This is a genomic window from Leptospira brenneri, assembly GCF_002812125.1.
GTDB lineage: Bacteria > Spirochaetota > Leptospiria > Leptospirales > Leptospiraceae > Leptospira_A > Leptospira_A brenneri.
In genome coordinates this window covers 257033-282567 of sequence record NZ_NPDQ01000003.1, presented here as the reverse complement: position 1 = coordinate 282567, position 25535 = coordinate 257033, and the positions used below count along the sequence as shown (strand labels likewise).

The following is a 25535-nucleotide window of genomic DNA, read 5'->3' as shown; positions in this document are numbered from 1 at the left end:
TTTATGGAATGGAACCTATTGAAAGGTTTATCTTAAATCCTATGACATCAATCGAAAAACTAAAGTTTTTGAAAGAAGACCAAGTCAGGTCTTTAGCAAAAGAATTCGGCACACCCGTCTTTGTCTATTCCGAGAAAGAAATTGAACAAAAATGTGACGAGGCCTTGGCGTTTCCGAACGCTTTTGGATTACAAGTCCGTTACGCGATGAAGGCAAATCCCAATTCGAATATCCTTCAAATCATGAAAAAGAAAGGCATTCTCATTGACGCATCCTCAGAACATGAAGTGGTGCGTGCCCTTCACTTTGGATTCAAACCAGAATCCATCATGCTCACTTCCCAGGAATTTCCTAAAGCCTTCGCCGAACTCATTGGAAAAGGGGTAAAGTTCAACGCTTGTTCCCTTCGCCAATTAGAAGCCTTTGGTAAGGCCTTCCCTGGTAAGTCGGTATCCATTCGTTTCAATCCGGGCCTAGGTTCGGGACATACCAAAAAAACAGATGTAGGGGGAGTCACTTCTTCCTTCGGAATCTGGCATGAAAAATTACCCGAAGTTAAAGCCATTGTGGAAAAATACAAAATCGTAGTAGAAAAAGTCCACACTCATATTGGTTCGGGTAGTGACCCAGAAGTTTGGAAAGCTGTAGCTCAGTATACTTTAGAATATGCAGAAGCCTTTCCTACGGTCACTGTAGTGAGCCTTGGTGGTGGTTACAAAGTAGGTAGGATGGAAGATGAAAAATCGACCGACTTACAAAAGATTGGTGCTCCTGTAAAACCTCAATTTGAAGAATTTGCTAGTAAACACGGAAGAAAACTGATTTTAGAAATTGAACCAGGAACCTATCTCATCGCTTTATGTGGGGCACTTCTTACTACTGTAGATGATTTGGTGGATACAGGCTCCAAAGGATTTCGATTTTTAAAACTTGATACAGGGATGGATTCCAACACCAGACCTTCGTTATATGGTGCAAGACATCCACTCGTCACTGTGAAAAAAGACGGTGGGAGTCCGAAATCCAGTGTAGAATACGTAGTTGTAGGCCACTGTTGTGAGTCAGGAGACGTCTTCACCCAAAAAGAAGGTGGGGAGCCAATCACTCGTTTGATTGGTGAAGCAGAAATTGGAGACTATGTGGTGATGGAAGCTGTGGGTGCCTACTGTGCAAGTATGTCCACAAAGAACTATAATAGTTTTCCAGAGACTTCAGAGGTATTACTTCGTAAGAATGGAGAGGGAAAACTGATTCGTAAAAAAGAACCAGTATTAGAAATCTTTCGAAACGAAATCCTCGTTGTTGAATGAATAATCTTTATGTTGTCCTACTTGCGGGTGGGACAGGGACTCGGATGGGAACTCTGGTTCCCAAACAGTTTTTAAAAGTAAGAGGTGAGTCGTTACTTCGTCATTCAGTGAAACGATTTCGTCGTTTTGGTCTGATCAAATCCATCATTGTGGTTTCTCATCCTGATTGGATTTTTGAAACAGAAAAAGATTTAAGTGATTTATTGGAATGGAATGACCGGATTGTTCCTGGTGGTGAATCTCGCCATCTCTCTACGTTAGCGGGAATTGGATCTTTTAACTATGATGAAAAGGATATATTTTTTATCCATGATGTGGCAAGACCAAACTTCAAACAAAATGAACTCTATCAGTTAGTCGAACAAACAAAAATTTTTGGGGGAGCAAGCCTTGTGGCAAAGTCTACCGAAAGTTTGGTGCGAGTTCGAATGCATGTGAACTATACCGAAGAACCCTTAAAAAGGGAAGAAGTGTATTCTGTCAAAACCCCTCAAACCATCGCAGGGTTTATGATTCGAGAACTTTTGGAGGAAGGTTTAGATCCAGATATCAAAAAACATCCAACAGATCTTTGTACTTGGATGGGAAGACGAAGGGTGGGAATTGTGGAAACAGATTATCACAATATCAAAGTAACAAGTCCTGGGGATACAGAACTTGCCGATTCTTTGTTTTGGGAAGATTTACCGACCGTGGAATAATTTAAATCGTTGTTTCCAAATCCATACACGAAATAGGTTTTTATTTTCAATGGAATCAATTTGAATTCCAAATCCACTTGGTTTTCCATATTTACCTTGTGGGTTGGACCAACGTACGACTCCACCGACTGAAATTTCTCCTGATCTTGTTTGGATTTTCACAGTACAAATTTGATCTTGTTCTAGGACAGCACTGGTTTCAATATACAATCCTTCCAATGAAACATTGAGTAAGGTCCCTTGGTTCATTTGGTTGTTCTTTCCTGAAAAGTTTACAGGATTGGAAACAGGATACCTTGGTGCAAAGACACGAGCCAGAAAGGTTTCATAAATTTGTTTTTCTTCTCTTTGGTTGATGGGGAAAAAAAGTTGAACCCCAGCAATTTCTGATCCATCACTCTCCTCGTCGATACGGACTATTTTAGCTTGGACAGAGATAGAAACAGGTTCCCTGTTTTCTTTTTCTAACTTTAAGAGCAGGTTGATGGGGTCTCCCACCTTTAGAAAGTGATGCGCTGGGATGGGAATGAGGATTCCGTTTCTTGAAATATTGATGGTTTGCCCATCTCCTTCCCGTTCCCCATCTGCATTGGTCCAATGAAAAGGGATGGGATGGGTTTCTCGGTATTTGGTTCTCCAACCTCTTCGTTTTCCACTCAGGTAAGGGGCTGCAATCTCTCTCCGTAAAAAATAAAATACAATCCCCAGTAAGAGAGTTGTGGTGACCATATTCCAGATCACATCGGATGTATGGATGCGAATGCCTGCGAGAAAGATTTTTTTGCCTAGTGTAACGGACAAAACCATCCATACATTGTAAGTAAGGATGAGAAAACTAAAAATGAGGAACAGGTAGTAACCAAATTTTTTCTTGGCAATGAGGCCATAAGCAATGATGGCACTAAGAGCAGACAAAACGTACTGCCAAGGTTGGATTCGAGAGAGGATCATGCTGAAATGTTCCAGATCCAAATCGTATAAGGTGGCAATGGCAAAAAAATTAAGGAAGGGCACGGCGAAAAAACCGAGGGTAACCAAAAGAACAGGGATGGGATAGTTGAAGAACCGCAAAGTCACCCGCAAATCAAATTCGATTTTTAGGTTTAGTCAACTTATTTTTGAAACTTAGGGATTTGGAGGAGACGAATCTTGTCATTCCTCCTTTTCCGATTTCTCTGGATCTTGTGTTTTCTCCTCATTCGTCGTGACGGATTCTGTGGTAGATGGTTCTGTCCGTAAGGATGGCATTGTGTTGATGAGTGTATGTAACTCTTGTTGTCTTTCGGAGATACTGTCTTCGACTGCTGTTAGGCGGTTGATCATACTATGGAGGATGACGGAAAGAAATCCTGGACTTTCTTTTCCCATGGCTAAAAAAATCTCTTTGGTAATGATTCCTACTTTCGTGTCTTCTGCGGAAGCAACAACGGTTGCTGCCCTAGGGGAAGGAAATACGAGTGCCATCTCTCCGAAGAATTCTCCAGGTCCAATGTCCCGAACGTATTGGTCATCTCCACTCGCTTTCCGTTTAAAGACTTGGAGTTCGCCTGCAAATACAAAAAACATTTTGCCGTTGGAATCCTCACCTTCTGAAAACACTTTGGTTCCCTCGGCAAAGTGGTCGATTCTTACTTCGGTGATGTACTTTCGCAAATGGTCGACGTTCATTTCTCTTCTTCCTTTGTGAATTCTTCTAACATTTTATCAAGTTCAGTGAGTCTTGCTTCCGCCCTATGGAGTTTTTCTACCGTACTTTTGGTGAGTTGGAATAAAAAATGGGTATTGATCCGGGCTAGTTTTTCAAACTGATCATCTCGTAAGATTCCCACCCGAGCATTGGTCGAAACAACACTAATTGTCATCGCTCTAGGTCTTCTTGTGAGTAGGGATAATTCTCCAAAAAATTCCCCAGGCCCGAGGCCCTTGATGACTTCTTGTGTTCCATCTGGCAGTCGTTTGGTGACAGCAAACATCCCACTCATGATACAATACATACTTCCGTCATGGGGATCTCCTTCACGAAAGATCACATCGCCGCGCAAATACACTTGCGTAGAGATATTTTGCATAAATTCCAGTATGTTCATCGGAGTAGTCCTACCAGTATCTGACATGAGAATAAAAAATGAAAACAAAGGCAAGTGAATCACAAAATCTCACTAGACAGATTTCCCTAGTACAAAAACCTGCTTATACAACCACAAGCGGGCGTGGCGAAATTGGCAGACGCACCAGATTTAGGTTCTGGCGCCGAGAGGCGTGGGGGTTCAAGTCCCTCCGCCCGCAAAACAAACTTTCCTTTTTAAAGTTCAAACAATCAAATTAATACAAAGTCAGAGGAACTTGAACAGTTCTTGCGAGCATAAACTGTGACGACCCATAGGGAGTCATTGTTTATGAAAGTTTGCCAGGAAGGCAAACGTCGAGCAAAACCGTGCCTCGAAGCGTAGCAAACAGAGGAAGTGTTTGCAGCGGAGAGGTCAAGTCCCGTAGCAATTTCATCTCAAGATACAATCTTTATTGAATCACCAATTGGATCTTTTAAGGAACCTTTTGAAATCAGATATTCTTTATCTAATATATTCTTTTCAGACAGTTTCTCTTCACATATCCATAGGAAGCAATCATAGCTCTTATTTCGTAAAAGAATGAATCTCTTGTTTTATTGTAAAATTTTCCAGATACAATTTGCATTCACTGATATATAAGTACCGAAGCCGCACTCTCCAGAAATAATCTCCTGAGCTTAAAACTTGTAAATCGATTGTGCATTCGGTTTCAAGACAATCGGAAGTTTTATCAATGGTTTCAAAGTTTTTGCTCTTAGAAAACTCAATTCGATAGTTTTGGAATTTACCTGACTTTGAATAGGAACTTTCTGTATTTGGTTTTTCAATCGGTAGATCGGATGGGTTCGGACAGGTTGCACTTTGGTTGGGAATTTCGGTGGATTTTGGACTACTTTCGTTGTTCATTCCGATAAATCGGAATTTGAAAATATAGTTAGCGTCTGTGATCGCCACCTCTTTTGGGTCGAGTTGGATGATTGTATCATTTGTTAAAGCTGAAAGTAAGATAATGGATTCCACGTCTGATCTTCCTTGCGGATAGGACGTGTTGATCAGGGCAAGAGTCGGAAAAATTAAAATAAAAAATTTTCTAAGTAAACTAATTCTTAAGAATGGAATCGATTGTTTGGATAGATAAATGGTTACCAAGGATAATGGTAATAAAAATAAATCGGATCTGTCAGCTAAGTTCATTGTTTCCTTAGAACCAATCAGCTGGTAAAAGGCATTGTTGAAATTTTGTGATAGGTTGATGCATAGAAATAAAAGATCAGTAAATACTAAGGAAGTCCAAAATACAATGTTTAGGTGGTGTTTTTTTAGAAATGTAGAAAAAATACCGGTTAGGACTAGAGGAGTTAGTAAGATTCCAATCAAATCCGAAATTTTACCTGTAACCAATCCCGGATAGACTATTTTTAAAATAGAGTCATTGGTGATCCATAAGATACTCAAAAAGAATGAATAGAATTGTAATCTATTGGTTTGTAACATTAGAAATTTCCATAAAAGGGTTTTTCGAATTCAAAAAAACGGGCCACTTTAAAAGTGCAGTTTTGCAATCGATTGGTCGTAATATGAGCTGTCATTTCCGAAACGGCTTGGGTTGTATTTCTTGGGTAGGTGGGGCAGGGAATTGCAAGAATACTCCGTAAACAGGCACGCACGGCTCTCTTTTCATAATATATTGTTTCGTTATTGGAATCAGGTCTAGGGTCTTCATCATTTCCGAGTTCAGAAAAAAGATAGGATTGTAATCCGTCAAACTGGCAACTCATTGTTTTAATTAAGGTGTAAGCTGTTATTTTGTCTTCTGTTTCTTTTTTAGATATGGTCAGTTCTGTGTTTGGGTTGTCTATGGGGAGCCTGCAAGCGAAAGCAAAGACAAACAGTAGGATGACGGATCGAACAGGTGTTATCATGGTCATTCTTGTTTTCCCATTAATTTTGTTTTTCCACTTTGGGTCTACGAATATTTTTGTTTAAGAGTTACTTTTGGCTTACGTTCACCTAACAAAAATAGGATCTACTTTCTCTTGGAATTAGTCGTTTAACTTTATACGGAATGATTGACAATATTTAAATAATTTTGTAGATAATGAAGTAATGCAATCTTTGTACGTTTGGGAAATAGGTCGTGGAGCCTTTCGTTTACGAATTCACTTAATGAAATTTCTTTTAATATTTTTATTAGTTTTATTACCAATGGGATGTAAATCACAGGAAGAGACGGGATCTGGATCAAAGGCTTGCTCCGGTGCCTGGAAAATATACCAGGTTTGTCTCATTATCAATGATAACAATTCAAGCTTTTGTAGACCTCAGTATGATGGTATTGTGGTTGCTTGCAGAATGATGTGAGTTTAGATTTTATAGGATAAAATGCTTAGGGAAGGCTTTTGGGAGAAAATCATGAATGCATTCGTAAAATTGATATTAGTTGGTTCATTCAGTTTGGGGTTTGTTTTCTGTAAAAAGGAAAAGAGTTCTGAAGTTTCTAGTGGAGTTGATGGAAAAAATACAGAGCAAGGGCTCCACCAAGGTACAAAGAATATGGTTTCTATTGTCGAAATTCCTGTCGTCAATATGGCTCGGGCAATTCCATTTTATCAATCCATTCTGGGTGTTGCCATAGAGAAGATGACGATGGAAGATACAGAACTCGGTGTTTTTCCTTCCTCAGAAGGAGCCGTGAGTGTGGTTCTCGTAAAGGGTAAGGATTATATACCTACTAAAAATGGTGTATTGGTTTATCTCAATCCAGGTAAGGACTTACAACCTGTTTTGGATAGAATCGAGAAAAATGGAGGGAAAATCCTTCTCAAAAAAACGTTGATTAGTCCTGAGATGGGTTATTATGCATTTTTCTTGGACAGTGAAGGGAATAAATTGGGGTTACATTCGCAGGAATAACTTTAGTTGTATAGGTGAATTGTATTGATATATCGGTAGTTTTTGTTAGATGATGGTTCGAGTAAAAAATATTCTATTGATTTTGTGTATTTCATTTTCAATCTTTCATTGTCAGTCAGGGAAAGAAGAATGTTTAAATGAAAACCCAATTACATTACAATGTCGTAATCCGATTCTCTACATGAGAGTAGTCGATGAAAATTGTTCGAATACAAGTCTATGTTCCGATTCCGTTCAAAGACAGAATTTATTTTTAATTTCTTGTGTGGCATTGGATGCACAGAGAAAAAAATGCGAAGGGAGACTGAAAACCTCGATTCATTAGATGCCCCAAAGAATTGTAAACTTACCTTTATGAAAAACCTAAAATTCTTTTTGTTTTTAAAACAATTGCCAAAAGGAAAGATTCTGCTTTCGTTTTCCATAAGGCAATGGAATTTCCAAACCCATTTCCTGCTGGTGGTGCAAGGGTTTGGCTTGTCACTCCGCCGTTAAATAGATTTTGGTTTGTCGGTAAACCACCACGCACACTATGAAATGTGTAGACTCGGTTTGTAGCCGTAGGTTCTGAAATTACTATGTCTTGGAGGCCATCCGCATTGGTGTCTTGGAACTGTAATCCTTGCGAGAAATTGCTACCCGTAGCGAAGCCAGAAAAAAGGCTATCGGCCGATCCGCCGGCACTTAAGTTCATATTGCGAAATCCGGTGATTGGATCATTTAACACTAAGTAAACGTCACCGATTCCTGCACTGGCACCGGTTGCTCCGATCAGTAAGTCGGGCAATCCATCTCCATTTGTATCGCCAGAAGCTAAGGTAGCTCCGAATGAGCAAATATTCGCATCACAGCTAGTAGTTGGTGGTCCTATAAGGATCGAATTTGGTATGTTCGAGTAGGGATTTATGGCGTCACAAGTGGAATTAAAAACAAAAACAATTCCTTGTCCAGAATTGAAAGTCGGAGCGCCGACGGCAAGGTCAATACATTTATCAGAATTAAAATAATCCAAAACAATGCTAGTTCCAAACTGACACCCATTTGCTCCTGGACAATTGGAAACTTCTAATGGAGCAATGAGATTCTGCTGAGGAATGTTAGATAAGGTTCCAAGATTGGAAAGGAATACATAAATTTGGCCTACCTTTGATGAGTAAAATGGTGCTCCGACTACTAAATCTTGAAATCCATCTCCATTGACATCACCCGCATAAGCATTAGTTCCAAAATTATCATTTACTCCTGGTTTATAAACCATATTTGCCGAGTTTGTATTCTGTGAATTCACACCACTAGATCCTTGGCTATAGAAAATAAAAACATCATCATTCCAAGGTGAGGCTAGTACTGCATCGTCATAACCATCATGATTAATATCTGCACCTTTGACGAAGCTGCCAAGTCTACTATCTTGCGTAATGCCAGATAGGATAGTATCAGCAAGACCTCCTGCATTTAGATTTCTAGATGGTATCCCAGATTGTCCTTCACTGTAGAAAAGTAACACTCTTCCCCCGTAGGATATGATGCCGGCATACGCTTGGCTACCGACAATTAAATCAGCGTAGCCATCGCCATTAAAATCACCAGAACTGATCTTGCTTCCAAAGTAAGTGCCTGTGGTTCCATCCGTTATCGTTGTGCTGGGTGCGGTTTCTAGTTGTTTGGTAATGGGATTCGAATTGTATACAAACGCATAACCTTGGTCTGAATTGATGCGGGTTGCCGATACAATCAAATCCGGATACCCATCCCCATTCGTATCATGATTGGTTCCCATGCGCACTTGGATGGTATTGGATCTTTCATAGGGCAAATGGGCATAGATGGTATGAAGGCTTCCGTAAGTCCAAAACGTATTGGTAACGGCTTTTGCAGGCAGGGCGTACCGCCAAGTTCCATTGATCACCGGCACTTGGGTAGGCATTGCATCATCAATTCCCACATTCACAAAGGTGGGGCCAGGGGGAACGGTTCCGACAACAAAACCTGTTTCGACAATGGAGTTGTTGGTTAGGTTGGAGATGGTAACCGTGGACTCAGGTAAGAGAAGTAAATACTGGGCCGGCGACCATCGTTTGAAGGGATCTTTATCAGGACAAAGAAAATTGGATTGTTTCATCAAACATTCAATTGGCGGGTGCGTAAAAGGATTGGCCCAACAACCCCAAAAACCTAAAGACAGAACTAGAGGAAGAAATCTTAAACAATAGTTCCGTTTTTGAATGAATGTTCTATATCCCATTTTTAGCATAAACTAACAATGGATTAATGTTTGGTTCGGTCAATCGGGACGCAATGATTTATTTTTTTATTAATTTTTTATAATTCAATAATACCGATCCACTAGCAAAGGTTCTTGATGATTCGAGTGTAAAAGATTGTATAGATTTTAGTCCCCCGAACAGAGATTCACCTTTCCCTATGGCTATGGGATCAATCATCAGGGAAAAGTGATCTATGATTTCCAGATCACAACATTGCCGGAAGACTTCACCACTTCCGAGAATTGTAATATTTATACCTTTCTCTTTCCGCTTTGTTAGGTCGTCTCTCCAGTTGGCTGCAAGAGGGCCTGTGTTTTCCCAAGTAGTGTTTAGTTCTGAATGCGAAAGGACTAGTTTTTGAGCATTTTGCATTTGTTCGGTGACAATGGGAAAAATTCGGAAGGCATCTGGACTTGTCCAAAACGATTCCATCATTAGAAAGGTTCGTTTTCCAAAGAGCAGGGTGTTTCCTGAGTTTAGATTTTCTTCTGAAAATTTAGATTCCTCTGCACCATGAGAATGCCAGGAGATATCTTCGTTTTCTCCTTTATAAAATCCATCGAGTGATAAAAATAAAAATGCAGAAAGGGTTCCTTGGGTTTTCATAGAGTCATTAGAAAAGATCGGGAGGTTCATTCGCAATGTAAAAATTAGGAAATAAAAAATAGCATTCCCAAAAAAGAACTTTTCTTTTCCAAACTTTTTACGAGAATCTTTCGCATGAGTTTTTTTGAAAGTTTGAAAGCCGTTGCAGCTCAGGCAGTAGAGCTGGTACAAAACAATCCCCAAATTGTTTCTGGAATCCAAAAGATCATCGAAGACAATGGAGGGGTTTCTGGAATTGTCCAAAAATTCAAAGATAAAGGGTTTGCGGAAGCTGCTTCCTCATGGGTGGGAACAGGAGACAATGTGAACATTGGTGCCGCAGATGTGATGAAGGTTTTAGGAAGCGATTCTGTGCAAGAATTAGCCAAAAAAGTGGGGTTAGATTCAGATGCAACTGCGGGTCTCATTGGAAATTTATTGCCAATAGTGATCGATAAACTTTCTCCTGATGGAAAAGAACCTGCGAACGATATCACTTCACAGCTTTCTTCTTTAGCTTCCCTGTTTACTAAATAGGTCCGAAGTTCTAAACCAAACCACCTATGGAAAATTAGGTGGTAATTCTTTCTCATTCACCTACAATTTGTCTTGCCAAAATTTCTCTAGAAAAAGACGATTCCTTCCATGAAGAAATTGTTCCTTGTTTTCTTAACTTCCCTGGTTTTGTTTCAGTGTAAAAAAACACCTACAATCGAAGTCGGTCAAAATGTATTTATTTCTGCTACAGTGCTAAATGCTCGAAAAACTCCCACACTCGATGGAGAGAAGGTTGGAAAATTTAATCTTGGGGATGAGGTTAAGGTTTTGGAGCGATCGGAGAAGGATGTCGAAATCGATGGAATTTCTGCTTTTTGGTACCGCATTCAATCCAAAGAAATTACTGGTTGGGTGTTTGGTGGGTATCTATCCGTTACCAAAGTAGAATCGAGGGATGCGATAATTGCAGCAGTTCAAGGGAATTTTGTTTTCTGCACAATCCCTGACCGAATGGACTGTTCGAATACAATTGAGTTTGATGGAGAAAGTTTTGTTTTCCGTATGTTTAATCAATATTCTGGCATCAGTGAAAAATTAGAAGGAGTGTTTGATGTCTATTCAGACCATCTAGTTTTGGATACAAAATCTCGACTGGTTCGTCCTTCCATTTTTATCCAATTCCCACAAACGGAGGAAGAAAGAACTGCTTACAATAATGCTTATTTCGGATATTCGGATTCAGATAGTCATTTAGTTTCGCTTAGCACTTACCCTGTTACCGGAAAACAAGATTTGTATTTTTACGTTTGTAACGAAAAACTGTTGTTACTCATTGAGAAAAAAGAAAAAGATTCTGCTTGTAAAAGTGAATACGCTTACACTAAATCTTCTTACTCTTCCCCTTAAAGGATTCATTTCTTATCATAGAATCCGTCCTGGACGTATGAGGATTTCTCCAATCTAAAATACGGTTTTTTGTTTCGGCAGGAAGTTTTTTTAAAAATTCCTGCCATACTCTTTCCTCTAAAACAGAATAAAATCCTGGCATATATTGGATCTTCGTATCTTTCGGAAGATAGTTTTTATAATCGCTTGCGGACACTCCGTACACAATTCGGTAGATGGGTCTCGTTTTGTGTTTTTCTTCCGGTAAAAAGTGAAAAGCATCCCCCGCTTTATGATAACAAATAAAATAATCAAATCCTTGATGAACGATGATAAGAGTATTTGGGGGAAATTGGAATAAAGGAAGTAAGATGGAATAAAGTTTATAGTCTTGGTTGTTGAATTCTTTCCCGCGAATTAATGTAAAATACTGATAAATTGGAACTAAAAGGATTAGAATTCCTATGATGATTTCTGATTTGATTTTTGAAAGAAAAGGAAGAAATAAGAAACTTGCCGGTAGAAAAACAAGTAAAAACAATCGAAATGGAAAACTAAAGGCCGTATAACTAAAGATAGGTAAGGAAATGAAAAAAAATAAGATCAGTAATGAGTCGTAAAATGATTTTTTTTCCTTATTTAATTTTGATCTTGTGAATAAATAGAACACAGGAGAAAGGAAAAATAAAATTTGTTCAAAGGTAAATGTAGGATATAACTCGGCGTATCGATAAAACGGAGATAGAAATTGGAATTCTAAATTTTCTGTAAAAACGGTTTTTAGATCTTTCCAGTGGAGGAGATTGGGAAAAACAAAATTCAGGCAAACCAGAATGATTAGTAATCCGAAAAGAATAGAAATTCTGTAGATTTTCGGGATGGGAATTTTTTTCCAAACGAGAGGCAATAAAAAACAAAAGGAAATTCCTGCGGTGAGTTTATGACTAAAAAATACCAATAGAAAACTAAGTCCCAAACGGAAAAAATTTACTAACTTAGTTTTGTTTTCATTTCGTTCTAAAATATACAGTTCTGTGAGAAATAAGATGAAAAAGAGAATGCCACTTAAGTTTTTAATAAAGTTAAAACTGAAATGTGGTAAATATGAGGAAGAAACTAAGATGAGTCCAAGAAGGACGGAAATAGATTCTTTTTGGGTGAGTTCTAGCGCCAAGCGGTAACCCGCAAGGAATAAAAATCCTACTAGGAACGAAACAAAAATCTTGTTTGTAACGACAATATCGGTTCCCAGTTTTGAAAAATAAACAAGTCCATACAAAACGGGTGATACATCTGGACTAAAGAACCTTCCTTTCGTAAGATAAGAATTTACTTGTGCAGCATAATAGTAACCATCGGCTCCAAACGCAAAAGACGAACTAAATTGAACGGTGAGTTGTAAACTAACGACTAGCAGAAAAAGACCGGTAACAAGTGATTTCTGTTTATAAAAGGTAATCATCGGAAGAACATAAGATGGGATTTTCATTTGTTTCTCGAAATACTTGGACATTCGAATGTCCATTGTGATTTGTTTGTTGGAAGTAAAGTTTCGCTCGTTTTAATGGTTTTTCTGATCGAATGCGAAATCTTAGGACCGTATCGGTAAGATCAAATTCGAATAATAAAGGAAATGGAAAACTGTTTTGAATCCTTAAATCTTTTGTAGGATAAACGACTGAGGCATCAGTTCCCAGAGGTGTAAACCTCGTATTTTCTGTGTACAAATCACGAGAGTGTGGAAAACGTTCCAAAACTTCTAGTCCCAGTTCTAAAGATAAGTAGTAAATAATTCCTGATAATTGACAAAGGCCACCGGCAATTTCGGAACCAACGAGTCCATTTCGAATCACACGTCCTTCAGTGTAACCTTTGGCAAGAGTTGGATTTCCCAGTTCATACCAAAAGGAAAAAATCTTTCCAGGAAATAGGATGCGGCCGTTTAAGTTGGCAATGGCTATGCGAAGGTTTTGAAGTTTTCCTACTTTTAAAGGTGAATCAAAAATGGGTAGACTAAGCGTTGTTTCTTCGTTCCATTCTGAAATTTTATTTGGTTGTAGCCCGTACTGAAAGTAGTTTCCCTTTAGAATCGCTCCGAGGGTTCTTCTACTACTTTTTATGATCAGTTTGAGTCGAGAAATCAAAGTTAGTTGTTATTTTTAAGATTTAAGAATTTCTATAAAACTTCTATCAGGATTCATTGTATAAGATCCTTTATAAGGATGGGGTGGGTTCTTTCCCCAATCATTCGGTGACAGAAGAGAAAAATAAGTCCCAGTTTCTTTTTCATACAGATGAATAATTTGACCCGGTTTCTTTTCAAACTGACACCGAGCTTTGTGGAGTTCGATATCTTTTTCTGCTTGTTCTAAAATCTGTTCCGCTTCTTCTTTCAAGCGTCTGATTTGGTTTGCAATGATTTCTAATTTTCCGTGGACATGGAGTTTGACGGATTCTTCCGCCATTTCAATTTCTTTGGCTCGATCAACAAGACTGATGGAGGGTGCCAATCGACTGGTCCCGTAGGTGAGACTGTGGTGGGGAATTTCCGATTCTTCCATTCTAGGATTAGAGAATCTCTCTATTATGAATTTGCAAATAATTTCTCACCTGAGTTCGGTGGAAATTAGAAAAAGGCTCTCCTAAAATCAATTAGGAAAGCCGAAAGCCAAGGTTTTTGACGATCTCTATTTTTACGAAAGCGGTTGGTAAGTGACAACCATAGCCTTGGATTTGATTTCTTTTGGCATGGAAGTTTTGGATAGAGTTTTGGAAAGAGTTGCTTTGTCTTTGGATTTACCCATTTGGACCACAAAGAAACCGTTCTTTACTACAATAAATGTTTTAGCAGTGAGTTTGCCATGGTTATCTGATTTTAGTTGTGATAAAAATGTTTCCGCCGATTGTCTGCTGGTAAAGGCAGCTAGTTGGATCGTAAACTGTTTCCCTTCCGACTTTGAACTTAAAGTTTGTTCTGAATTCTTATGTGACTTTGTTGGTTTGGAACTAGGAGCCAAGTTTTTAAATCGTTCTTCCTGTTTGTTGGCCAAACTTCGTTTTTCGGAACGTTTGGTTAAATCTACTACTTGTTGTTTTTTCTCTTCTTCTTCATCTTTGGCAGTGGAAGTTTCTACGAAGTAGGGATTATTTCCAACATCTGCCATTGGAATTTCTTGGTTCAAGTTCGTTTGTTCTTTGGTTTTTGTTCCTTGTACAAGAGAAGAAGCTACACTAGTTCCCGTTGCCGTATCTGCAGGATTCGGTGTTACCGCAGTTGGAGCAGGGATGGATGCATCACTCGCTTCTGTCGTTTGTGTCAGTTCGGCCTTCTTGTAGAGGCTTTGTGTTTCCTCTGCTTTTCCTTTGCCGACAGAAACACCCAGGAAAAAAATCGAAAAGAATAAGGCAAAAAGAAAGAGGGACAAAACTCCAATTCTTTGTTTGTCTAAGTTGATCACGTAAAATACTCTTTCTTTCATTTTTGAATCCTTTGTTGAATTTCTTTATAAATAATTTCGATTTGTTTTTTTAACTCTTCCCTTTGATTATCGTTCGTTACGACGAAATCGGAGAGAGACTTTTTTTTCTCTAAATCCATTTGGGCGGTATTTCGTTTTTTGAAATCTTCCTCCGTCATCCCACCGCGAGTTTGGACTCGTTCCCAAGCTACTTCTGGACTTACGGCAATGGTAACTGTAAAGTCGCAGAGTGTATGGGCATCGGTTTCAAAGAGGAGAGGAACTTCCCAGGCAATGATGCTTCCGTCTTTCCTTGAATTTAAAAATTCGTGAAAAGATTTACGAATGAGTGGATGGAGTAACCCATTTAGAGCTGTTAGCTTTGTCTGATCGGAAAAAGCAAGTTCTGCAATTTTGGATCTTACCGGAGAACCTTTTTCGTCCAGAATGGATTTGCCGAAAATGGATACAAGTTCGCTAATCACGGGACTATTTGGTTCGGTGAATTGACGAGCAATGGAGTCCGAACTTACTGCTTCCGCACCAAGCTCGCCAAACATAGCAAGTACAGTCGACTTTCCCGAACCAATGGATCCGGTAATTCCGATTAAAGTTTTGTTGTTATGTTTTGGACTCACGGGTTTATAACATAAAAAACCCGTGAAAGTACAAGTATTTTTTTTAGTTAGATTAGAAAAAAAATACTAAAGTTATTTGGAACAAATCAGTTATTTATTTTTAATTTGCCGATCCAGTTTTGTACGATTTGTGCGGATAAATTGGGATCTTCGATCATAGGAGCATGGCCCATATTCTCTAGGATTACGATTTCTAGTTTGGTTTTTATTTTTTTCTTTAATACTTCCGTTACGGAATGATGGATTACTTTGTCTTCTTTTCCCCAAATCACAAGAGTTGGTGACTTAATTTCCTCCAGTTCCTTTTCTAAAAAGTAACCTTCTTTGCGTATCTGTTTTAGGATGGAAGCATTCCAATCTCTATTTGCAAAAGATTTGTTGGCGAAATATGTTTTTAAAAATGAGGGAAGGTAAGGTGGTTTGACAAAGGTAAAGGAAATCAAACGATCAAAGTCTTCCGGACTTGTGAGAAGGAGGGGGCTTGGGTTTCCTGCCATCTCGATCGTTTGCATTTCGCTCGGAGTGGGACTTTTGATTCCTGCATTATCAAATAGAATGAGAGTTTTTACTTTATTTGGATATTTGGCTGCAAAGATTCCTGCGATTCCACCACCCATAGAATTCCCTGCGATATGAAAATGCTCCAGCCCGAGTGCCTCGGCAAATTGGTTGAGCCTATCTGCTTGTGCTTCTTGGGTGTAACTGATTCCTTCTGGTTTGTCTGATTCCCCAAAACCGGGTAGGTCAGGAGCTACGACTCGAAACCTATCAGGCAGGTGTCTTGAAAACCTGGTCCAATGGTCTTTGTCTCCACCAAACCCATGTATTACGGGTAAGGTTTCTCCTTCTCCAAATTTTTCTGTGTATTTCCAGTTTAGGCCATCAACAAGAATCGATTTTGTTTCTAAACTGGATCTGAATCTTTCTAGGCTAATTCCTGTTTTGTGAAGAGTTGATGCACAGTGGAGGGATAGGAGTGCAAAAAAAATGCTGGTAGAAACTGATTTCCTGGGGGTCTTCATAGTATCCTCACAAAAAATATAAAGGTTCGTTGACAGGGTGATCTGGAAAAATACCTTGGTCGTAACCGAAGGCCCTGTAGCTCAGTCGGTAGAGCAGAGGACTGAAAATCCTCGTGTCGGCAGTTCGATTCTGTCCGGGGCCACGGTTGCCTAATTTCCCGCCTTTCTTTCTTCTCCCATTGACCAAAGACCCAAAAATTCGTTTTCCTCTACCTTTTTACAAAGTTCTGGTTTATACAGTTTCTTTACCGGCGGTTTTGGATAGATATGGATCTCATCATTGTCTGGGATGAAGGTGAGCATTCTTAAGATGGTATCTTGGCCTTCGATTTCATACATAGTGTAAGACATTCCTTTGGAAGGGATGATCTGAGAAGTTTCCAGATACTTGCGTGTATTTTCTGACATATTCTGAAACGTTGTTTCTCTTTCTTATCGTTGCAATCAAAAACTAAAAAATTTAAGTTTTCCTTTTTTTTAAAAACAACTTAGAGAACTGGATGAGTTTTTCTCTGATTTTGGGAGAAAATCCTACGGATACATTCAATCGAAAATGGTGATCCCAGTGTTTGGAAAGTCCAAAAAGAGAACCAGGTGCTATGGCCATTCCGATTTTTTTAGATTCCGTAAGGAGTTTGTCACCATCTAACGGAGATTTGATCCACAAAACAAAACCGCCATCTGGTTTTTGAATTTCTAAAATTCCTTCGCTATAGAAACTTAAAAGTTTTATATATTCTTCTGTAAGTTTTTTGTATTCAGAACGTAAGAATTTAAGATGCCTTTCAAAAGTTTGTAGTTTTAAATACTGAAGGACTGCCATTTGGGTGGGATTATTTTCTGAAATTTTATAGGCCCGTGTACGTTTGCTTAAATCTCTGATTCCATTTTTGGAAGCAACCCAACCCATTCTAAGTCCTGGGGAAATTGTTTTGGAAAAGGAAGAACATAAATACGATTTTGGACTTTTGGAATCGGAGGGAAAATAACTAACCAGGGGTTTTGGTCTTGTTCCTGAAAAATATAAATCTCCGTATATATCATCCTCTACCAATTGGATTCCATATTGGTAAGAAAGTTTTGCTAAATTTTGTTTGTTTTCTTCGCTTAGTAAAATTCCATTCGGATTATTAAAGTTAGCCGAAAATAAAAAAACTTTCGGTTTATGACGTTTGATTAGTTTTTCGTATTCGGTCACAGAGATTCCTTCTTCTTTTCTATAAGGAATTTCTACCACTTTCAGTTTCAGAGTTTCCAGAATCTGAAATAACCCAACATAAATAGGAGAGGGGACTATGACTGTGTCTCCAGGTTCCGTGGAACTCAGTAAAGAAAATGTGATGGATTCTGTACATCCGCTTGTAATCTGAATTTGGTCTGGGTTTGCCCTGTAACCTTGGATCGACAAACGTTTGCTAATCCATTCTCGTAGTTCAGGGTTTCCTTGTAAGTCTCCATAGGAAAAAATTTCTTTGTGTTTCAGTGCTTTTTTAAATGAGGAGACAATCCCACCCAAAGGAAGGTAAAAATCAGAAGGAATGGCTGCTCCAAAAGAAATGAGTTTGGGATCCATTACAGTTCGCATGATTTGTTGGATTCTATCATCAGCTTCTACTGCTGGATAAAATTCGTTTTGTGGTCCCGAAATGACCGAACTAATATTCGGATGTACAAAGTATCCCGACTGAGGGACTACAAAAATATATCCTTCCTCTTCTAGGATCCGATAGGCTTCTTTTGCTGTAGTAAGGCTACATTCTTTTAAATTTTGAATTTCCCGAAGAGAAGGGATTCTTTCTTTTTCAGAGTAAAATCCTGATTGGATTTCCTTTTTTAGGTCTTCTGCTAGGGTTTTGTATTTTGTCATATTAATCTGTATACTAATAGATGAAATAAACTGTATATGGACAGTTTTGGTTTTATTTGATATTCTATATCCATGGAAACGGAACTGCCAAGTATTTTTTCTGCGAAACGAACTTCTTTTGTTCGGACATCCGTCATTCGTGAAATTTTAAAATTAACAGTAAAAAATTCAGATATCCTTTCCTTTGCGGGAGGACTTCCTAATCCAAATTTATTTCCGAGAGAAATATTAAGTTCTGTAATGGAGTCAGTAATCCATGAAAATCTTTCTACTGCACTTCAGTATGGAGATTCCTCAGGATACGCGGCCTTACGGTTTCAAATCATCGAAAAGTTAACAGATGTCTCTTGGGCAAAATCTGATTCCACCATCATCACTCATGGTTCCCAACAAGGTTTGGATATTTTGGGAAAGATGTTTATGGACTCGGATACCAATGTGTTATTAGAAGATCCTGTTTATTTAGGAGCTTTGCAGGCTTTTTCTCCTTACCAACCTAATTTTTTTAGTGTTCCTATGGAACCTGATGGTCCCAATCTTTACTGGTTGGAAGAAATTTTATCTCAAAATAAAATCCATGTTTTTTATGCAAATCCTTCGTATCAAAATCCTTCAACCTATACTTGGTCTTTAGAAAAAAGAAAACAGATAGCAAAGATTTTGGATGATAAAGAAATTTTATTCATAGAGGATGAGGCATACCGGTATTTAGACTTTGATGGTAAGGTTTACCCATCGGTAAGTTCTTTTCGCAACAAAAAAGAGTTAACGTTTATTTTGGGGAGTTTTTCGAAAGTAATTTCACCTGGTTTTCGTTTGGGATGGGTTTTGGTTCCTGATCCTTATCTTTCTTTGTTTACTGCTGTCAAACAGGGAAATGACTTAAATTCCAATCAGTTTTCTCAAGTAGTGATATCAAAACTTTTAGAAGTGATGGATTTTAAAACTCATCTCCAAGCCATTCAGTCCTTTTACCAAGAGAAAAAGGAAAACCTGGTTTCTTTACTAAATAAGCACCTTCCCGAAGTTAGGTTTTCTCTGCCAGAGGGAGGAATGTTTCTTTGGGTTGAGTATCCTAAGGTATCTTCAAAGGAACTAATGGAAAGATGTATTGCCAGCGGTGTGGCCATGGTTCCCGGAACTGAGTTTTCACCTGCCAGTCTGTCTTCTTCTTTTTTTCGAATGAACTTTAGTTTTTTAGATAACAACCAAATGGAAATAGGTGTGAAACGAATCGCAAAAGCCTATCGAGACATAAATACGTGACATGTGTTTAGTATTTTTTCCTTGACAATACTACTCACTTGTTTACTTATTAGGTATGAAGCCTGCGATTACCAAAGCTTTGTGCCTTAAGTTTTCTGTCCTCAGCCTAGAAGAGAAATTGGAAATTCTAAAAGAAGATCCTGCCTTTCGTCTTCTTGTAGACCAAATGTATCAAAACTATAAGGAAAACCGATCCACCGTCATTCTTTGATTTGCCTAAGCTATGGATTCCTGTTTCCATGGAAACAAAGTAGGTAATCATGAATTTAGATCTAAACGCTCAAGAAACAAAACAGCTTCTCAATGCACTTGCTGTGTTCGAATGGGTGAGTAATTCCCCTCACGAAGAGACAGACCCTTCTGTGGATGAGTTTGTCCAATCCCTTCTCAAAAAACTTTCTGCTTCTGGCGAAAAAGGTGCAATCGTTTCTGAAAATGGACTCTATACCATCTCGGAAGAATACTTCCAAGAAGTATTTGAATCTTACATTGAACCTTATAACGATGATATTTTTTGGACGGATCTCTCTACGGAACTTGCTCAAAGAGATTTAGAACAAAAGGTATCTGCGAAAGATTTAGAAGCCCTCAGCCCAGAAGATTATGAAACCAAAGTAGCAAAAGAAGCAGAGAAATACGATGCTGAATTTGAAAAGAATGGTGTGGATAATCTTTTCTTAAAAAAATAAAGGAAACGGGATTAGCCTTAAGAAGGTTTTTCCCATTCGACAAGAACCATCGTTTGGTCATCCTCTTGTTCTTCTTTTCCTTGGAAGAGAAATAATTGGATGACAAGTTCCGCAAGCACACGTTCGGATTCCTTCTCTTTATAATCACTCAGGATCTTTTGGATTCGTTCTGTTCCAAATTCTTCTCTCGATTCATTTTTTTGTTCCAACATTCCATCCGTAAACAAAAGGATTCGATCCCCCTCGGCAATCTGGAATTGTTTTTGCGTATAGGGTTGGTCTTTTTTTAAACCAATGATATTTCCTGTTCGTTCCAGGATGATTTGTTCCCCATTTTTTTGAAAAATTTGATTTGGGTGACCAGCTGACGAGTAATAGACGGTTTTCGTTTTTGTGTCTATATCGAGTAAAAATCCAGAAAAAACAATTTTGAGTCCAGAGAATTTATTTTGAATCTTTTGGTTTAGATGGTTCATGAGATCATCTGTTTTGGTGATAAACCTTTTGATGGCTTCATATTCTGATTTGATCGCCATTGTATACAAGGCTGCTTGGATTCCGTGCCCTGTGGCATCTGCGACAAAAAAACGAACCGTTCCGTTATCTAGTTCAAAGATATCATAAAAATCTCCACCAACTTCGCCTTGTGGTTGGAAGTACAAATGAATTTTTAAATGTTCAAATTTGATTCCATCTTCCGGAAGAATCTTTTGTTGTATTTTTTTAGCAAGAAGTAGATCCTTTTTGATTCGATTCAAAGAAGAGTTTAATTGATACGTTCTCTCGGAAACGATTTGTTCCAAGTTTTCTGTCACTGCGAGTAAAGATTCGTTACTAATTTTTAAACTCATTGCTAGTTCCTCTGCTCGTAAAAATGCATTGGCCACACGACTAGAGAGAATGAGTGATTGGATAAAGATAAAACATAGTAGGGCGTAAGGAGTGAGTCCAATCCCTCTGTTATTGACACTATGCCTTAAAATATCAAAGGCAACAGAAAATGCTAAAATGAGAAGTCCTAAAAAAAACAATTTGGAATTGGGGCGTTTATTGAATACTGCCTTTAGATTGATATGGATGACATACCCAATTGTAAAAAATGCTAAAACTTGAAATCCATATAATAAAATGGTAAATACAGAAATTGGTAAAATAAGTGTGAGAGCAAAGACTGTACTTGCGATCAATGCATAACGAACATATCGCCAATCGGATTCTTCTGGAAATAGCGAATGGATAAACAATAAGAATGTTGGTACTGCAAAATAAAAAGAAGCAAATTCAATCCGAAAGGCTGTTGGCCAGTGGAAGTTTGGAAATACTTCTAAGATATACCTTTCCCCTGTAAAGGCTAGACGAATCCCCAGTAAAAAACAAAAGAGGGCAAAGTAAAAAATCGAAGTTTCTTTTCTTTTGTAAAAGTACAATCCGAAATGATAGAGACCAATGAGAACTAGAGCTCCAAGTAAAAAAAGTTCACGTGCATTGGAGAGCATCTTTTCTCGGTCCAAAGCATTTTTATTTCCTATACTCGGGATGGCCCAGAATCCACCAAAATTATTATCATAATTTGCAATATGAAATACGAGTTCAACCACCTCTTCATCAGGAATCAGAGTGTAGTATTTGGATTTGATTCTGGGAGTATCATCAAATTTGTTGATCCCTGGTTTCCCTTGACCACCAATCAAAACTCCGTTGGCAAAGAACCGGTACGATGAGGCAATGTCTGGAATATAAATTCTTAATTCTTGGCCTATGGTTTGTTTGCTAAGATGAACAAATGCTCGTAAGGTGACGTGGCCGGTTCTTGGTAATTCCTTTCCTCCAAATTCTTCGTCTTGCCAAGAGTTCGGAATGGTTAGGTATCCTGTGAGAGGTTTTTCTCCATGGAAAGGAGGGTAGTGGAAATCTCCATAATACAATTCCCATTCCCCATGTAAGTCAACAATGGTATTTTCTTTAAAAGTTAGGTCACGAATGTCCAGAACCCCTTTTCGGAACCGATGTTGTTCTTCTGGTTCAGGACCTAAACAAGCAGACTGTAATAACAGGAGAGAAAAAACTCCCGCAAGTAGAATTAATTTTCGCATAAACGGATTTTAGTTTTTTCTTTGTACAGGAAAGGACTAATTTCGTCCAGAATATCCTATCACGTCCATAAAAGCAGAAACGGAAAACACCGCCTTACCTGGGCCTGGTTCTCCGTAACCCGGAGGAGTGGGGAGACCATACTTTTCAAAGGTTTCTTTCCACGCACGCAGTAGTTCACAAAAATAAACCAGAGGTGGTCCTGCTTGTTGGCCAAGGGTTGTAAAAGGTTCCGGACACCAAGCGGTAAAACGAGGAACAATTCCTTTCGACATAAAGAAATCTAAACCTTGTTTTGTGGAAGTGATGGCCTCTGTAACTGTTTTAAATCCCCAAGGTTCGGAAAGTTCTACGCCTCCCACAAAATTAGGAATGACATTTTCTGGACCAAATACTTCTGCAGAATCTACAACCCTGCGAATCCAGTTTTCATAACCAATCCAACTTGATTTTCCGGGACAGATCTTTTCAAAGAGAGCCTTGTCCCAAACTTCATAATTCGGATGGTAAATTTGAATCCCTGCATCTTTGAACCTTTGGCAATCTTCCTTTTCAAAGGCTTGGGCTACAAGTTTCCCCATCCAACGTTTGGGAAACCTTGCTTCAATGCCTTCTGGGTATTGGAGGTAAAAATCTACTTCTGATTTTTTCTTTAGATTGGTCAGAACCGATCCACCAGTAATGGTATATACTTTTGCGATCTGGTCTTCGGCATCCACCCAAGAAAGGACTTCTAAAATATCTTCTACATCCTTCACTCCGGTATAGGGCCGACCCGCACCTTTTTGTTGGCGGTAATTATGATTGATATCGCAATAAGCGCATTCTTCGTCTTTTCCAAAGTACTGGCAGTTTCGAAAGACAGTGAGATACAATAGATAACCCCATTCGATCACGGGAGCGACTTCGCCTGGCAATTTCCCTGATTTGGTTTTGTGTCTATACCAAGAGGGAATGGGAGGATACTCAGCACTTCCAATCTCAGTCTCTTCTAAAAACAAAGTAGGAATCCCTTCCTTTGATTTCATTTTGTAAGGAGAGTTTGGGTTGTTTCTTGTGGAAATCACTGTTTTTAAAAGCCCAAAGTGACCTCCGGAGATTTTGATCTCCTCGGGAGCTTTTGTATCCGCCCCATCTTTTAAGTCAGCAAGAGGGATATGATCAAAGGAAAAGATAAAATAATCTTTGGATTTATAAGGATCTTTGACTTGGAAGGATTCTGGCAAAAAATGAATCCCTTGCCTTAAGATGTCTTGTTTGACAATGGCTTCCATCGGAATGTCTTTGTACAACCTTTCCATTTCTTCTAGGAGTTTAATGGAGGAGGCGGGTCTTTGGTTCAGTGTAGAGGTTTCAGCCATAATGGGAGTTTTTTTCTTCCTATATCTTAGACAAAGCGATTTTCCAAAGAATTACCCCTCTTTTCCCTTTAAAATGGCTGGTTTCGGGGAAAAATACTGAATATTCGTTTACAAATCTCATCACTAAATTATTTTTTTTCCGAACTAATGAAATTTTTTTCATTCTGGAAAAAAATACCAAAAAGCTGGGAATTTTTCATACCCCGGTTTGTTGATTAGAATAACGAAAGTTGAATTTCACTAAGGGACAGGACGATATGAAAGCATCGAAACTAACCATAATGGGCCTTGCGCTTCTTTTCACTGGTCTTACAGTTTGTAAGAAACCAGACGCAGAAGTGTCTGAAGCACCTAAAAAACCAGCAGATTTATCTGCGGTAGTCGTATTTGCGGTAGGAGATTCAAAAATCCAACACGCAGACCAAACAGAAGAAAAAGCACAACTCGGTGCCCTTCTGAAATCCGGGGATAACGTAGTCACAGGCGACAATGGAAAAGTAGACATCCAATTTGCGGATGGATCGAGCATTCGTATCTCTCCAAAGTCCGCGATTGACTTTGCAAAACTTTCCCAAGACAATTCTGGAACTACAGACACTCAAATTGCTCTAGTTTCTGGAAAGGTATTTGCGAAAGTCAACAAAGCTAAGAAAGAAGACAACTTTACTGTCGTAACACCGACTGCGATTGCGGGTGTGCGAGGAACGTCTTTTATCGTAGAATCTGCTGATGGAAAACCTGCAAAAGTAAAAGTAGTGGAAGGTGCGGTTGCCTTTGCTCCACGAGTTCCTGCTTTGGAAAAACTTTCCACAGAAGAAATTGCTGGAAATGCAGACTTGAAAAAACTCCAAGAATCTTTAGCGAAAGCAGAAGTAATCTTAGAAAAAGACCAAGCTTCTACTCAATCGGCAAAATCTGCTGAACTAGCGAAGTCTGGCGCTGCTGACATCAAAACTTTGGATTTGTCAAAAGCATTCAAAACTTCTGAGAAAGAGAAACTTGTTGTAGAAAGTGCAAAACTGACTAAAAACGAAGAACAAGAAATCAGAACTATTGTGACAGTTGACAAACAAACTGCACAAGAGATCGTAAAACTTAGCGAATCTGCTCAAACTGAAAAGTTAGATGAGTTGAAAAAACAAGAAATTGATGCTAAGAGACAAGCGATCGAGGGGGAAGTTGCAAAACGCCAAGAAGAAGAGAAGAAAAAATTCGAAGACTCTTTGGCTAACCAACCTAAAGAATTTAAATCTAAAAAAGACATCGTAAACTACTACGAAAGAATTGAAAAAATCGTTCTTGTAGATGGTAAAACAGTGATCGGAGCGATCATCAACCAAGAAAATGGTCAGTTGATTGTTCACACTGAAAATGGGGTCAAAAAAATTGATATGGACAATGTAGAAGAAGTCATTTACGACCTTCAACAAAAATCTAAATTCTAAATAAACCAACCCTTAAGTAGAAAAGAAGCCTGGAGGAGTAAGTCCTTCGGGCTTTTTTTATGTACAAATTCTAGAGTCTTCCCTTAGTTTACCTAACAAAATCAAGAGATTTGATGAGAATTATCTAAGGTACCCAACTAGAAATTTAAATAAAGGTATGACGATTGTTAGTTCTCTTTGGATTTGTATTCGTTCCAAAGAATTCTAATTGTACTGATGAGTGGGCTTGCTTCAATGAGAAGTAGGTTGGACTGGTATTTTACAAGTAGAGTGCTATTCCCAAACCGGTCTTTTTCTCCCCATTCCACTTGTAAGTCAGAAGAATGAGATAATGCCTTTTGGATGAGGACTTTGATTTCAAAATCAGAAAGAGCTTCTCCAATTTCGCTTAAATCTTTTAAGATGGAGAGAAAGAAAGTTTTAGCGAGTTCTTCCTTAAATGCCTCCAATTCTTCCTGATCCATATCTAT

Annotated in this window: 27 protein-coding genes and 2 tRNA genes; 11 read left to right on the top strand and 18 right to left on the bottom strand. The window is 38.6% G+C overall.

Features of this window, described 5'->3' with window-relative positions; genetic code table 11:
* The first annotated feature begins 41 nt into the window (after positions 1–41).
* Positions 42–1310 carry a diaminopimelate decarboxylase gene (locus tag CH361_RS07990; protein WP_100790295.1) on the top strand — a complete coding sequence of 423 codons (1269 nt, stop codon included), beginning with the start codon at positions 42–44 and terminating at the stop codon, positions 1308–1310.
* On the top strand, positions 1307–2011 hold the full coding sequence (locus CH361_RS07985) for an IspD/TarI family cytidylyltransferase (protein ID WP_100790294.1): 705 nt from the start codon (positions 1307–1309) through the stop codon (positions 2009–2011). Before CH361_RS07990 ends, CH361_RS07985 begins: the two co-directional genes overlap by 4 nt.
* Here the strand turns inward: CH361_RS07985 and CH361_RS07980 are convergent.
* The 3 genes from CH361_RS07980 to CH361_RS07970 all read right to left on the bottom strand — a co-directional run bounded on the left by CH361_RS07980 (position 1994) and on the right by CH361_RS07970 (position 4098).
* Positions 1994–3088, bottom strand: coding sequence for a PilZ domain-containing protein (locus CH361_RS07980; RefSeq protein ID WP_100790293.1), 1095 nt, complete (start codon positions 3086–3088; stop codon positions 1994–1996). The genes CH361_RS07985 and CH361_RS07980 overlap by 18 nt on opposite strands.
* A 75-nt stretch (positions 3089–3163) precedes the next feature.
* Entirely contained in the window at positions 3164–3679 is a 516-nt protein-coding gene (locus tag CH361_RS07975; RefSeq protein ID WP_100790292.1) for a Crp/Fnr family transcriptional regulator, read from the bottom strand.
* Positions 3676–4098 (bottom strand): cyclic nucleotide-binding domain-containing protein, encoded by a 423-nt coding sequence (locus CH361_RS07970; RefSeq protein WP_100790517.1) that lies wholly within the window; start codon positions 4096–4098, stop codon positions 3676–3678. Before CH361_RS07970 ends, CH361_RS07975 begins: the two co-directional genes overlap by 4 nt.
* 117 nt (positions 4099–4215) lie before the next feature.
* Between CH361_RS07970 and CH361_RS07965 the strand changes: the two genes are divergently transcribed.
* Positions 4216–4297, top strand: a tRNA-Leu gene (locus CH361_RS07965).
* Between the two features lie 347 nt (positions 4298–4644).
* Here CH361_RS07965 and CH361_RS07960 read toward each other — a convergent pair.
* Both CH361_RS07960 and CH361_RS07955 read right to left on the bottom strand, forming a co-directional pair.
* Complete coding sequence (locus CH361_RS07960) at positions 4645–5574, bottom strand: hypothetical protein (protein WP_100790291.1); 930 nt, start codon at positions 5572–5574, stop codon at positions 4645–4647.
* Entirely contained in the window at positions 5574–6008 is a 435-nt protein-coding gene (locus CH361_RS07955; protein WP_244279705.1) for a hypothetical protein, read from the bottom strand. Before CH361_RS07955 ends, CH361_RS07960 begins: the two co-directional genes overlap by 1 nt.
* A 484-nt stretch (positions 6009–6492) precedes the next feature.
* On the opposite strand from CH361_RS07955, the gene CH361_RS07950 reads away from it, so the two are divergent.
* Positions 6493–6993 (top strand): VOC family protein, encoded by a 501-nt coding sequence (locus CH361_RS07950; protein WP_100790515.1) that lies wholly within the window; start codon positions 6493–6495, stop codon positions 6991–6993.
* A 352-nt stretch (positions 6994–7345) separates the two neighbouring features.
* On the opposite strand, the gene CH361_RS07940 is transcribed toward CH361_RS07950, so the two are convergent.
* Complete coding sequence (locus tag CH361_RS07940; RefSeq protein ID WP_244279703.1) at positions 7346–9115, bottom strand: FG-GAP-like repeat-containing protein; 1770 nt, start codon at positions 9113–9115, stop codon at positions 7346–7348.
* Between the two features lie 181 nt (positions 9116–9296).
* Entirely contained in the window at positions 9297–9866 is a 570-nt protein-coding gene (locus tag CH361_RS07935) for a dihydrofolate reductase family protein (RefSeq protein ID WP_165782235.1), read from the bottom strand.
* 114 nt (positions 9867–9980) lie between these two features.
* Between CH361_RS07935 and CH361_RS07930 the strand changes: the two genes are divergently transcribed.
* Both CH361_RS07930 and CH361_RS07925 read left to right on the top strand, forming a co-directional pair.
* On the top strand, positions 9981–10382 hold the full coding sequence (locus tag CH361_RS07930; RefSeq protein ID WP_100790289.1) for a YidB family protein: 402 nt from the start codon (positions 9981–9983) through the stop codon (positions 10380–10382).
* A gap of 108 nt (positions 10383–10490) precedes the next feature.
* The gene (locus CH361_RS07925; protein WP_100790288.1) at positions 10491–11249 is read left to right on the top strand and encodes an SH3 domain-containing protein; all 759 of its coding nucleotides are present in this window, start codon (positions 10491–10493) and stop codon (positions 11247–11249) included.
* Here CH361_RS07925 and CH361_RS07920 read toward each other — a convergent pair.
* The 6 genes from CH361_RS07920 to CH361_RS07895 form a co-directional block, all read right to left on the bottom strand.
* Positions 11224–12717 (bottom strand): hypothetical protein, encoded by a 1494-nt coding sequence (locus CH361_RS07920; RefSeq protein ID WP_100790287.1) that lies wholly within the window; start codon positions 12715–12717, stop codon positions 11224–11226. The two genes, CH361_RS07925 and CH361_RS07920, sit on opposite strands and share 26 nt — an antisense overlap.
* Complete coding sequence (locus CH361_RS07915) at positions 12674–13372, bottom strand: VanW family protein (protein WP_100790286.1); 699 nt, start codon at positions 13370–13372, stop codon at positions 12674–12676. The genes CH361_RS07920 and CH361_RS07915 overlap by 44 nt, the downstream gene beginning before the upstream one ends.
* A 15-nt stretch (positions 13373–13387) precedes the next feature.
* Entirely contained in the window at positions 13388–13789 is a 402-nt protein-coding gene (locus CH361_RS07910; RefSeq protein WP_100790285.1) for a DUF2452 domain-containing protein, read from the bottom strand.
* Positions 13790–13921: 132 nt separating this feature from the next.
* Positions 13922–14707, bottom strand: coding sequence for an SPOR domain-containing protein (locus CH361_RS07905; RefSeq protein ID WP_100790284.1), 786 nt, complete (start codon positions 14705–14707; stop codon positions 13922–13924).
* Complete coding sequence (coaE, locus tag CH361_RS07900) at positions 14704–15324, bottom strand: dephospho-CoA kinase (protein ID WP_100790283.1); 621 nt, start codon at positions 15322–15324, stop codon at positions 14704–14706. Before coaE ends, CH361_RS07905 begins: the two co-directional genes overlap by 4 nt.
* 86 nt (positions 15325–15410) lie before the next feature.
* Entirely contained in the window at positions 15411–16346 is a 936-nt protein-coding gene (locus CH361_RS07895) for an alpha/beta fold hydrolase (protein WP_100790282.1), read from the bottom strand.
* A gap of 70 nt (positions 16347–16416) precedes the next feature.
* On the opposite strand from CH361_RS07895, the gene CH361_RS07890 reads away from it, so the two are divergent.
* A tRNA-Phe gene (locus CH361_RS07890) sits at positions 16417–16489 on the top strand.
* A 7-nt stretch (positions 16490–16496) separates the two neighbouring features.
* Here the strand turns inward: CH361_RS07890 and CH361_RS07885 are convergent.
* Positions 16497–16754, bottom strand: coding sequence for a hypothetical protein (locus CH361_RS07885; RefSeq protein WP_100790281.1), 258 nt, complete (start codon positions 16752–16754; stop codon positions 16497–16499).
* Between the two features lie 52 nt (positions 16755–16806).
* Positions 16807–18213: an aminotransferase-like domain-containing protein gene (locus tag CH361_RS07880; protein WP_100790280.1), complete on the bottom strand. Its 1407-nt coding sequence runs from the start codon at positions 18211–18213 to the stop codon at positions 16807–16809.
* A gap of 72 nt (positions 18214–18285) precedes the next feature.
* Here CH361_RS07880 and CH361_RS07875 point away from each other — a divergent pair, with 72 nt between their 5' ends.
* Genes CH361_RS07875 through CH361_RS07870 form a run of 3 tightly spaced genes read left to right on the top strand, consistent with a single transcriptional unit; the run spans position 18286 to position 20168 of the window.
* Positions 18286–19479 (top strand): aminotransferase-like domain-containing protein, encoded by a 1194-nt coding sequence (locus tag CH361_RS07875; protein ID WP_100790279.1) that lies wholly within the window; start codon positions 18286–18288, stop codon positions 19477–19479.
* A gap of 55 nt (positions 19480–19534) precedes the next feature.
* Complete coding sequence (locus CH361_RS19680) at positions 19535–19690, top strand: hypothetical protein (protein ID WP_165782234.1); 156 nt, start codon at positions 19535–19537, stop codon at positions 19688–19690.
* 49 nt (positions 19691–19739) lie between these two features.
* Positions 19740–20168, top strand: coding sequence for a hypothetical protein (locus tag CH361_RS07870; RefSeq protein WP_100790278.1), 429 nt, complete (start codon positions 19740–19742; stop codon positions 20166–20168).
* Positions 20169–20185: 17 nt separating this feature from the next.
* On the opposite strand, the gene CH361_RS07865 is transcribed toward CH361_RS07870, so the two are convergent.
* A complete protein-coding gene (locus CH361_RS07865) occupies positions 20186–22261 on the bottom strand; it encodes a PP2C family protein-serine/threonine phosphatase (RefSeq protein ID WP_100790277.1) in 2076 nt (691 codons plus the stop codon).
* A 36-nt stretch (positions 22262–22297) separates the two neighbouring features.
* On the bottom strand, positions 22298–23620 hold the full coding sequence (locus tag CH361_RS07860) for a radical SAM protein (protein ID WP_100790276.1): 1323 nt from the start codon (positions 23618–23620) through the stop codon (positions 22298–22300).
* A gap of 257 nt (positions 23621–23877) precedes the next feature.
* Here CH361_RS07860 and CH361_RS07855 point away from each other — a divergent pair, with 257 nt between their 5' ends.
* Positions 23878–25065 carry a lipoprotein LipL45 gene (locus CH361_RS07855; RefSeq protein ID WP_100790275.1) on the top strand — a complete coding sequence of 396 codons (1188 nt, stop codon included), beginning with the start codon at positions 23878–23880 and terminating at the stop codon, positions 25063–25065.
* 167 nt (positions 25066–25232) lie between these two features.
* Here the strand turns inward: CH361_RS07855 and CH361_RS07850 are convergent, their stop codons facing one another.
* Complete coding sequence (locus tag CH361_RS07850) at positions 25233–25529, bottom strand: hypothetical protein (protein WP_100790274.1); 297 nt, start codon at positions 25527–25529, stop codon at positions 25233–25235.
* Positions 25530–25535: the final 6 nt, after the last annotated feature.

Excerpts from the sequence above, each read along its gene's own strand:
- CH361_RS07990 (WP_100790295.1), top strand. The coding sequence starts at position 42 with ATGACATCAATCGAAAAACTAAAGTTTTTGAAAGAAGACCAAGTCAGG.
- CH361_RS07985 (WP_100790294.1), top strand. The coding sequence starts at position 1,307 with ATGAATAATCTTTATGTTGTCCTACTTGCGGGTGGGACAGGGACTCGG.
- CH361_RS07975 (WP_100790292.1), bottom strand. The coding sequence starts at position 3,679 with ATGAACGTCGACCATTTGCGAAAGTACATCACCGAAGTAAGAATCGAC.
- CH361_RS07970 (WP_100790517.1), bottom strand. The coding sequence starts at position 4,098 with ATGAACATACTGGAATTTATGCAAAATATCTCTACGCAAGTGTATTTG.
- CH361_RS07960 (WP_100790291.1), bottom strand. The coding sequence starts at position 5,574 with ATGTTACAAACCAATAGATTACAATTCTATTCATTCTTTTTGAGTATC.
- CH361_RS07955 (WP_244279705.1), bottom strand. The coding sequence starts at position 6,008 with ATGACCATGATAACACCTGTTCGATCCGTCATCCTACTGTTTGTCTTT.
- CH361_RS07950 (WP_100790515.1), top strand. The coding sequence starts at position 6,493 with ATGAATGCATTCGTAAAATTGATATTAGTTGGTTCATTCAGTTTGGGG.
- CH361_RS07940 (WP_244279703.1), bottom strand. The coding sequence starts at position 9,115 with ATGAAACAATCCAATTTTCTTTGTCCTGATAAAGATCCCTTCAAACGA.
- CH361_RS07935 (WP_165782235.1), bottom strand. The coding sequence starts at position 9,866 with ATGAAAACCCAAGGAACCCTTTCTGCATTTTTATTTTTATCACTCGAT.
- CH361_RS07930 (WP_100790289.1), top strand. The coding sequence starts at position 9,981 with ATGAGTTTTTTTGAAAGTTTGAAAGCCGTTGCAGCTCAGGCAGTAGAG.
- CH361_RS07925 (WP_100790288.1), top strand. The coding sequence starts at position 10,491 with ATGAAGAAATTGTTCCTTGTTTTCTTAACTTCCCTGGTTTTGTTTCAG.
- CH361_RS07920 (WP_100790287.1), bottom strand. The coding sequence starts at position 12,717 with ATGAAAATCCCATCTTATGTTCTTCCGATGATTACCTTTTATAAACAG.
- CH361_RS07910 (WP_100790285.1), bottom strand. The coding sequence starts at position 13,789 with ATGGAAGAATCGGAAATTCCCCACCACAGTCTCACCTACGGGACCAGT.
- CH361_RS07905 (WP_100790284.1), bottom strand. The coding sequence starts at position 14,707 with ATGAAAGAAAGAGTATTTTACGTGATCAACTTAGACAAACAAAGAATT.
- CH361_RS07895 (WP_100790282.1), bottom strand. The coding sequence starts at position 16,346 with ATGAAGACCCCCAGGAAATCAGTTTCTACCAGCATTTTTTTTGCACTC.
- CH361_RS07885 (WP_100790281.1), bottom strand. The coding sequence starts at position 16,754 with ATGTCAGAAAATACACGCAAGTATCTGGAAACTTCTCAGATCATCCCT.
- CH361_RS07880 (WP_100790280.1), bottom strand. The coding sequence starts at position 18,213 with ATGACAAAATACAAAACCCTAGCAGAAGACCTAAAAAAGGAAATCCAA.
- CH361_RS07875 (WP_100790279.1), top strand. The coding sequence starts at position 18,286 with ATGGAAACGGAACTGCCAAGTATTTTTTCTGCGAAACGAACTTCTTTT.
- CH361_RS19680 (WP_165782234.1), top strand. The coding sequence starts at position 19,535 with ATGAAGCCTGCGATTACCAAAGCTTTGTGCCTTAAGTTTTCTGTCCTC.
- CH361_RS07870 (WP_100790278.1), top strand. The coding sequence starts at position 19,740 with ATGAATTTAGATCTAAACGCTCAAGAAACAAAACAGCTTCTCAATGCA.
- CH361_RS07865 (WP_100790277.1), bottom strand. The coding sequence starts at position 22,261 with ATGCGAAAATTAATTCTACTTGCGGGAGTTTTTTCTCTCCTGTTATTA.
- CH361_RS07860 (WP_100790276.1), bottom strand. The coding sequence starts at position 23,620 with ATGGCTGAAACCTCTACACTGAACCAAAGACCCGCCTCCTCCATTAAA.
- CH361_RS07855 (WP_100790275.1), top strand. The coding sequence starts at position 23,878 with ATGAAAGCATCGAAACTAACCATAATGGGCCTTGCGCTTCTTTTCACT.
- CH361_RS07850 (WP_100790274.1), bottom strand. The coding sequence starts at position 25,529 with ATGGATCAGGAAGAATTGGAGGCATTTAAGGAAGAACTCGCTAAAACT.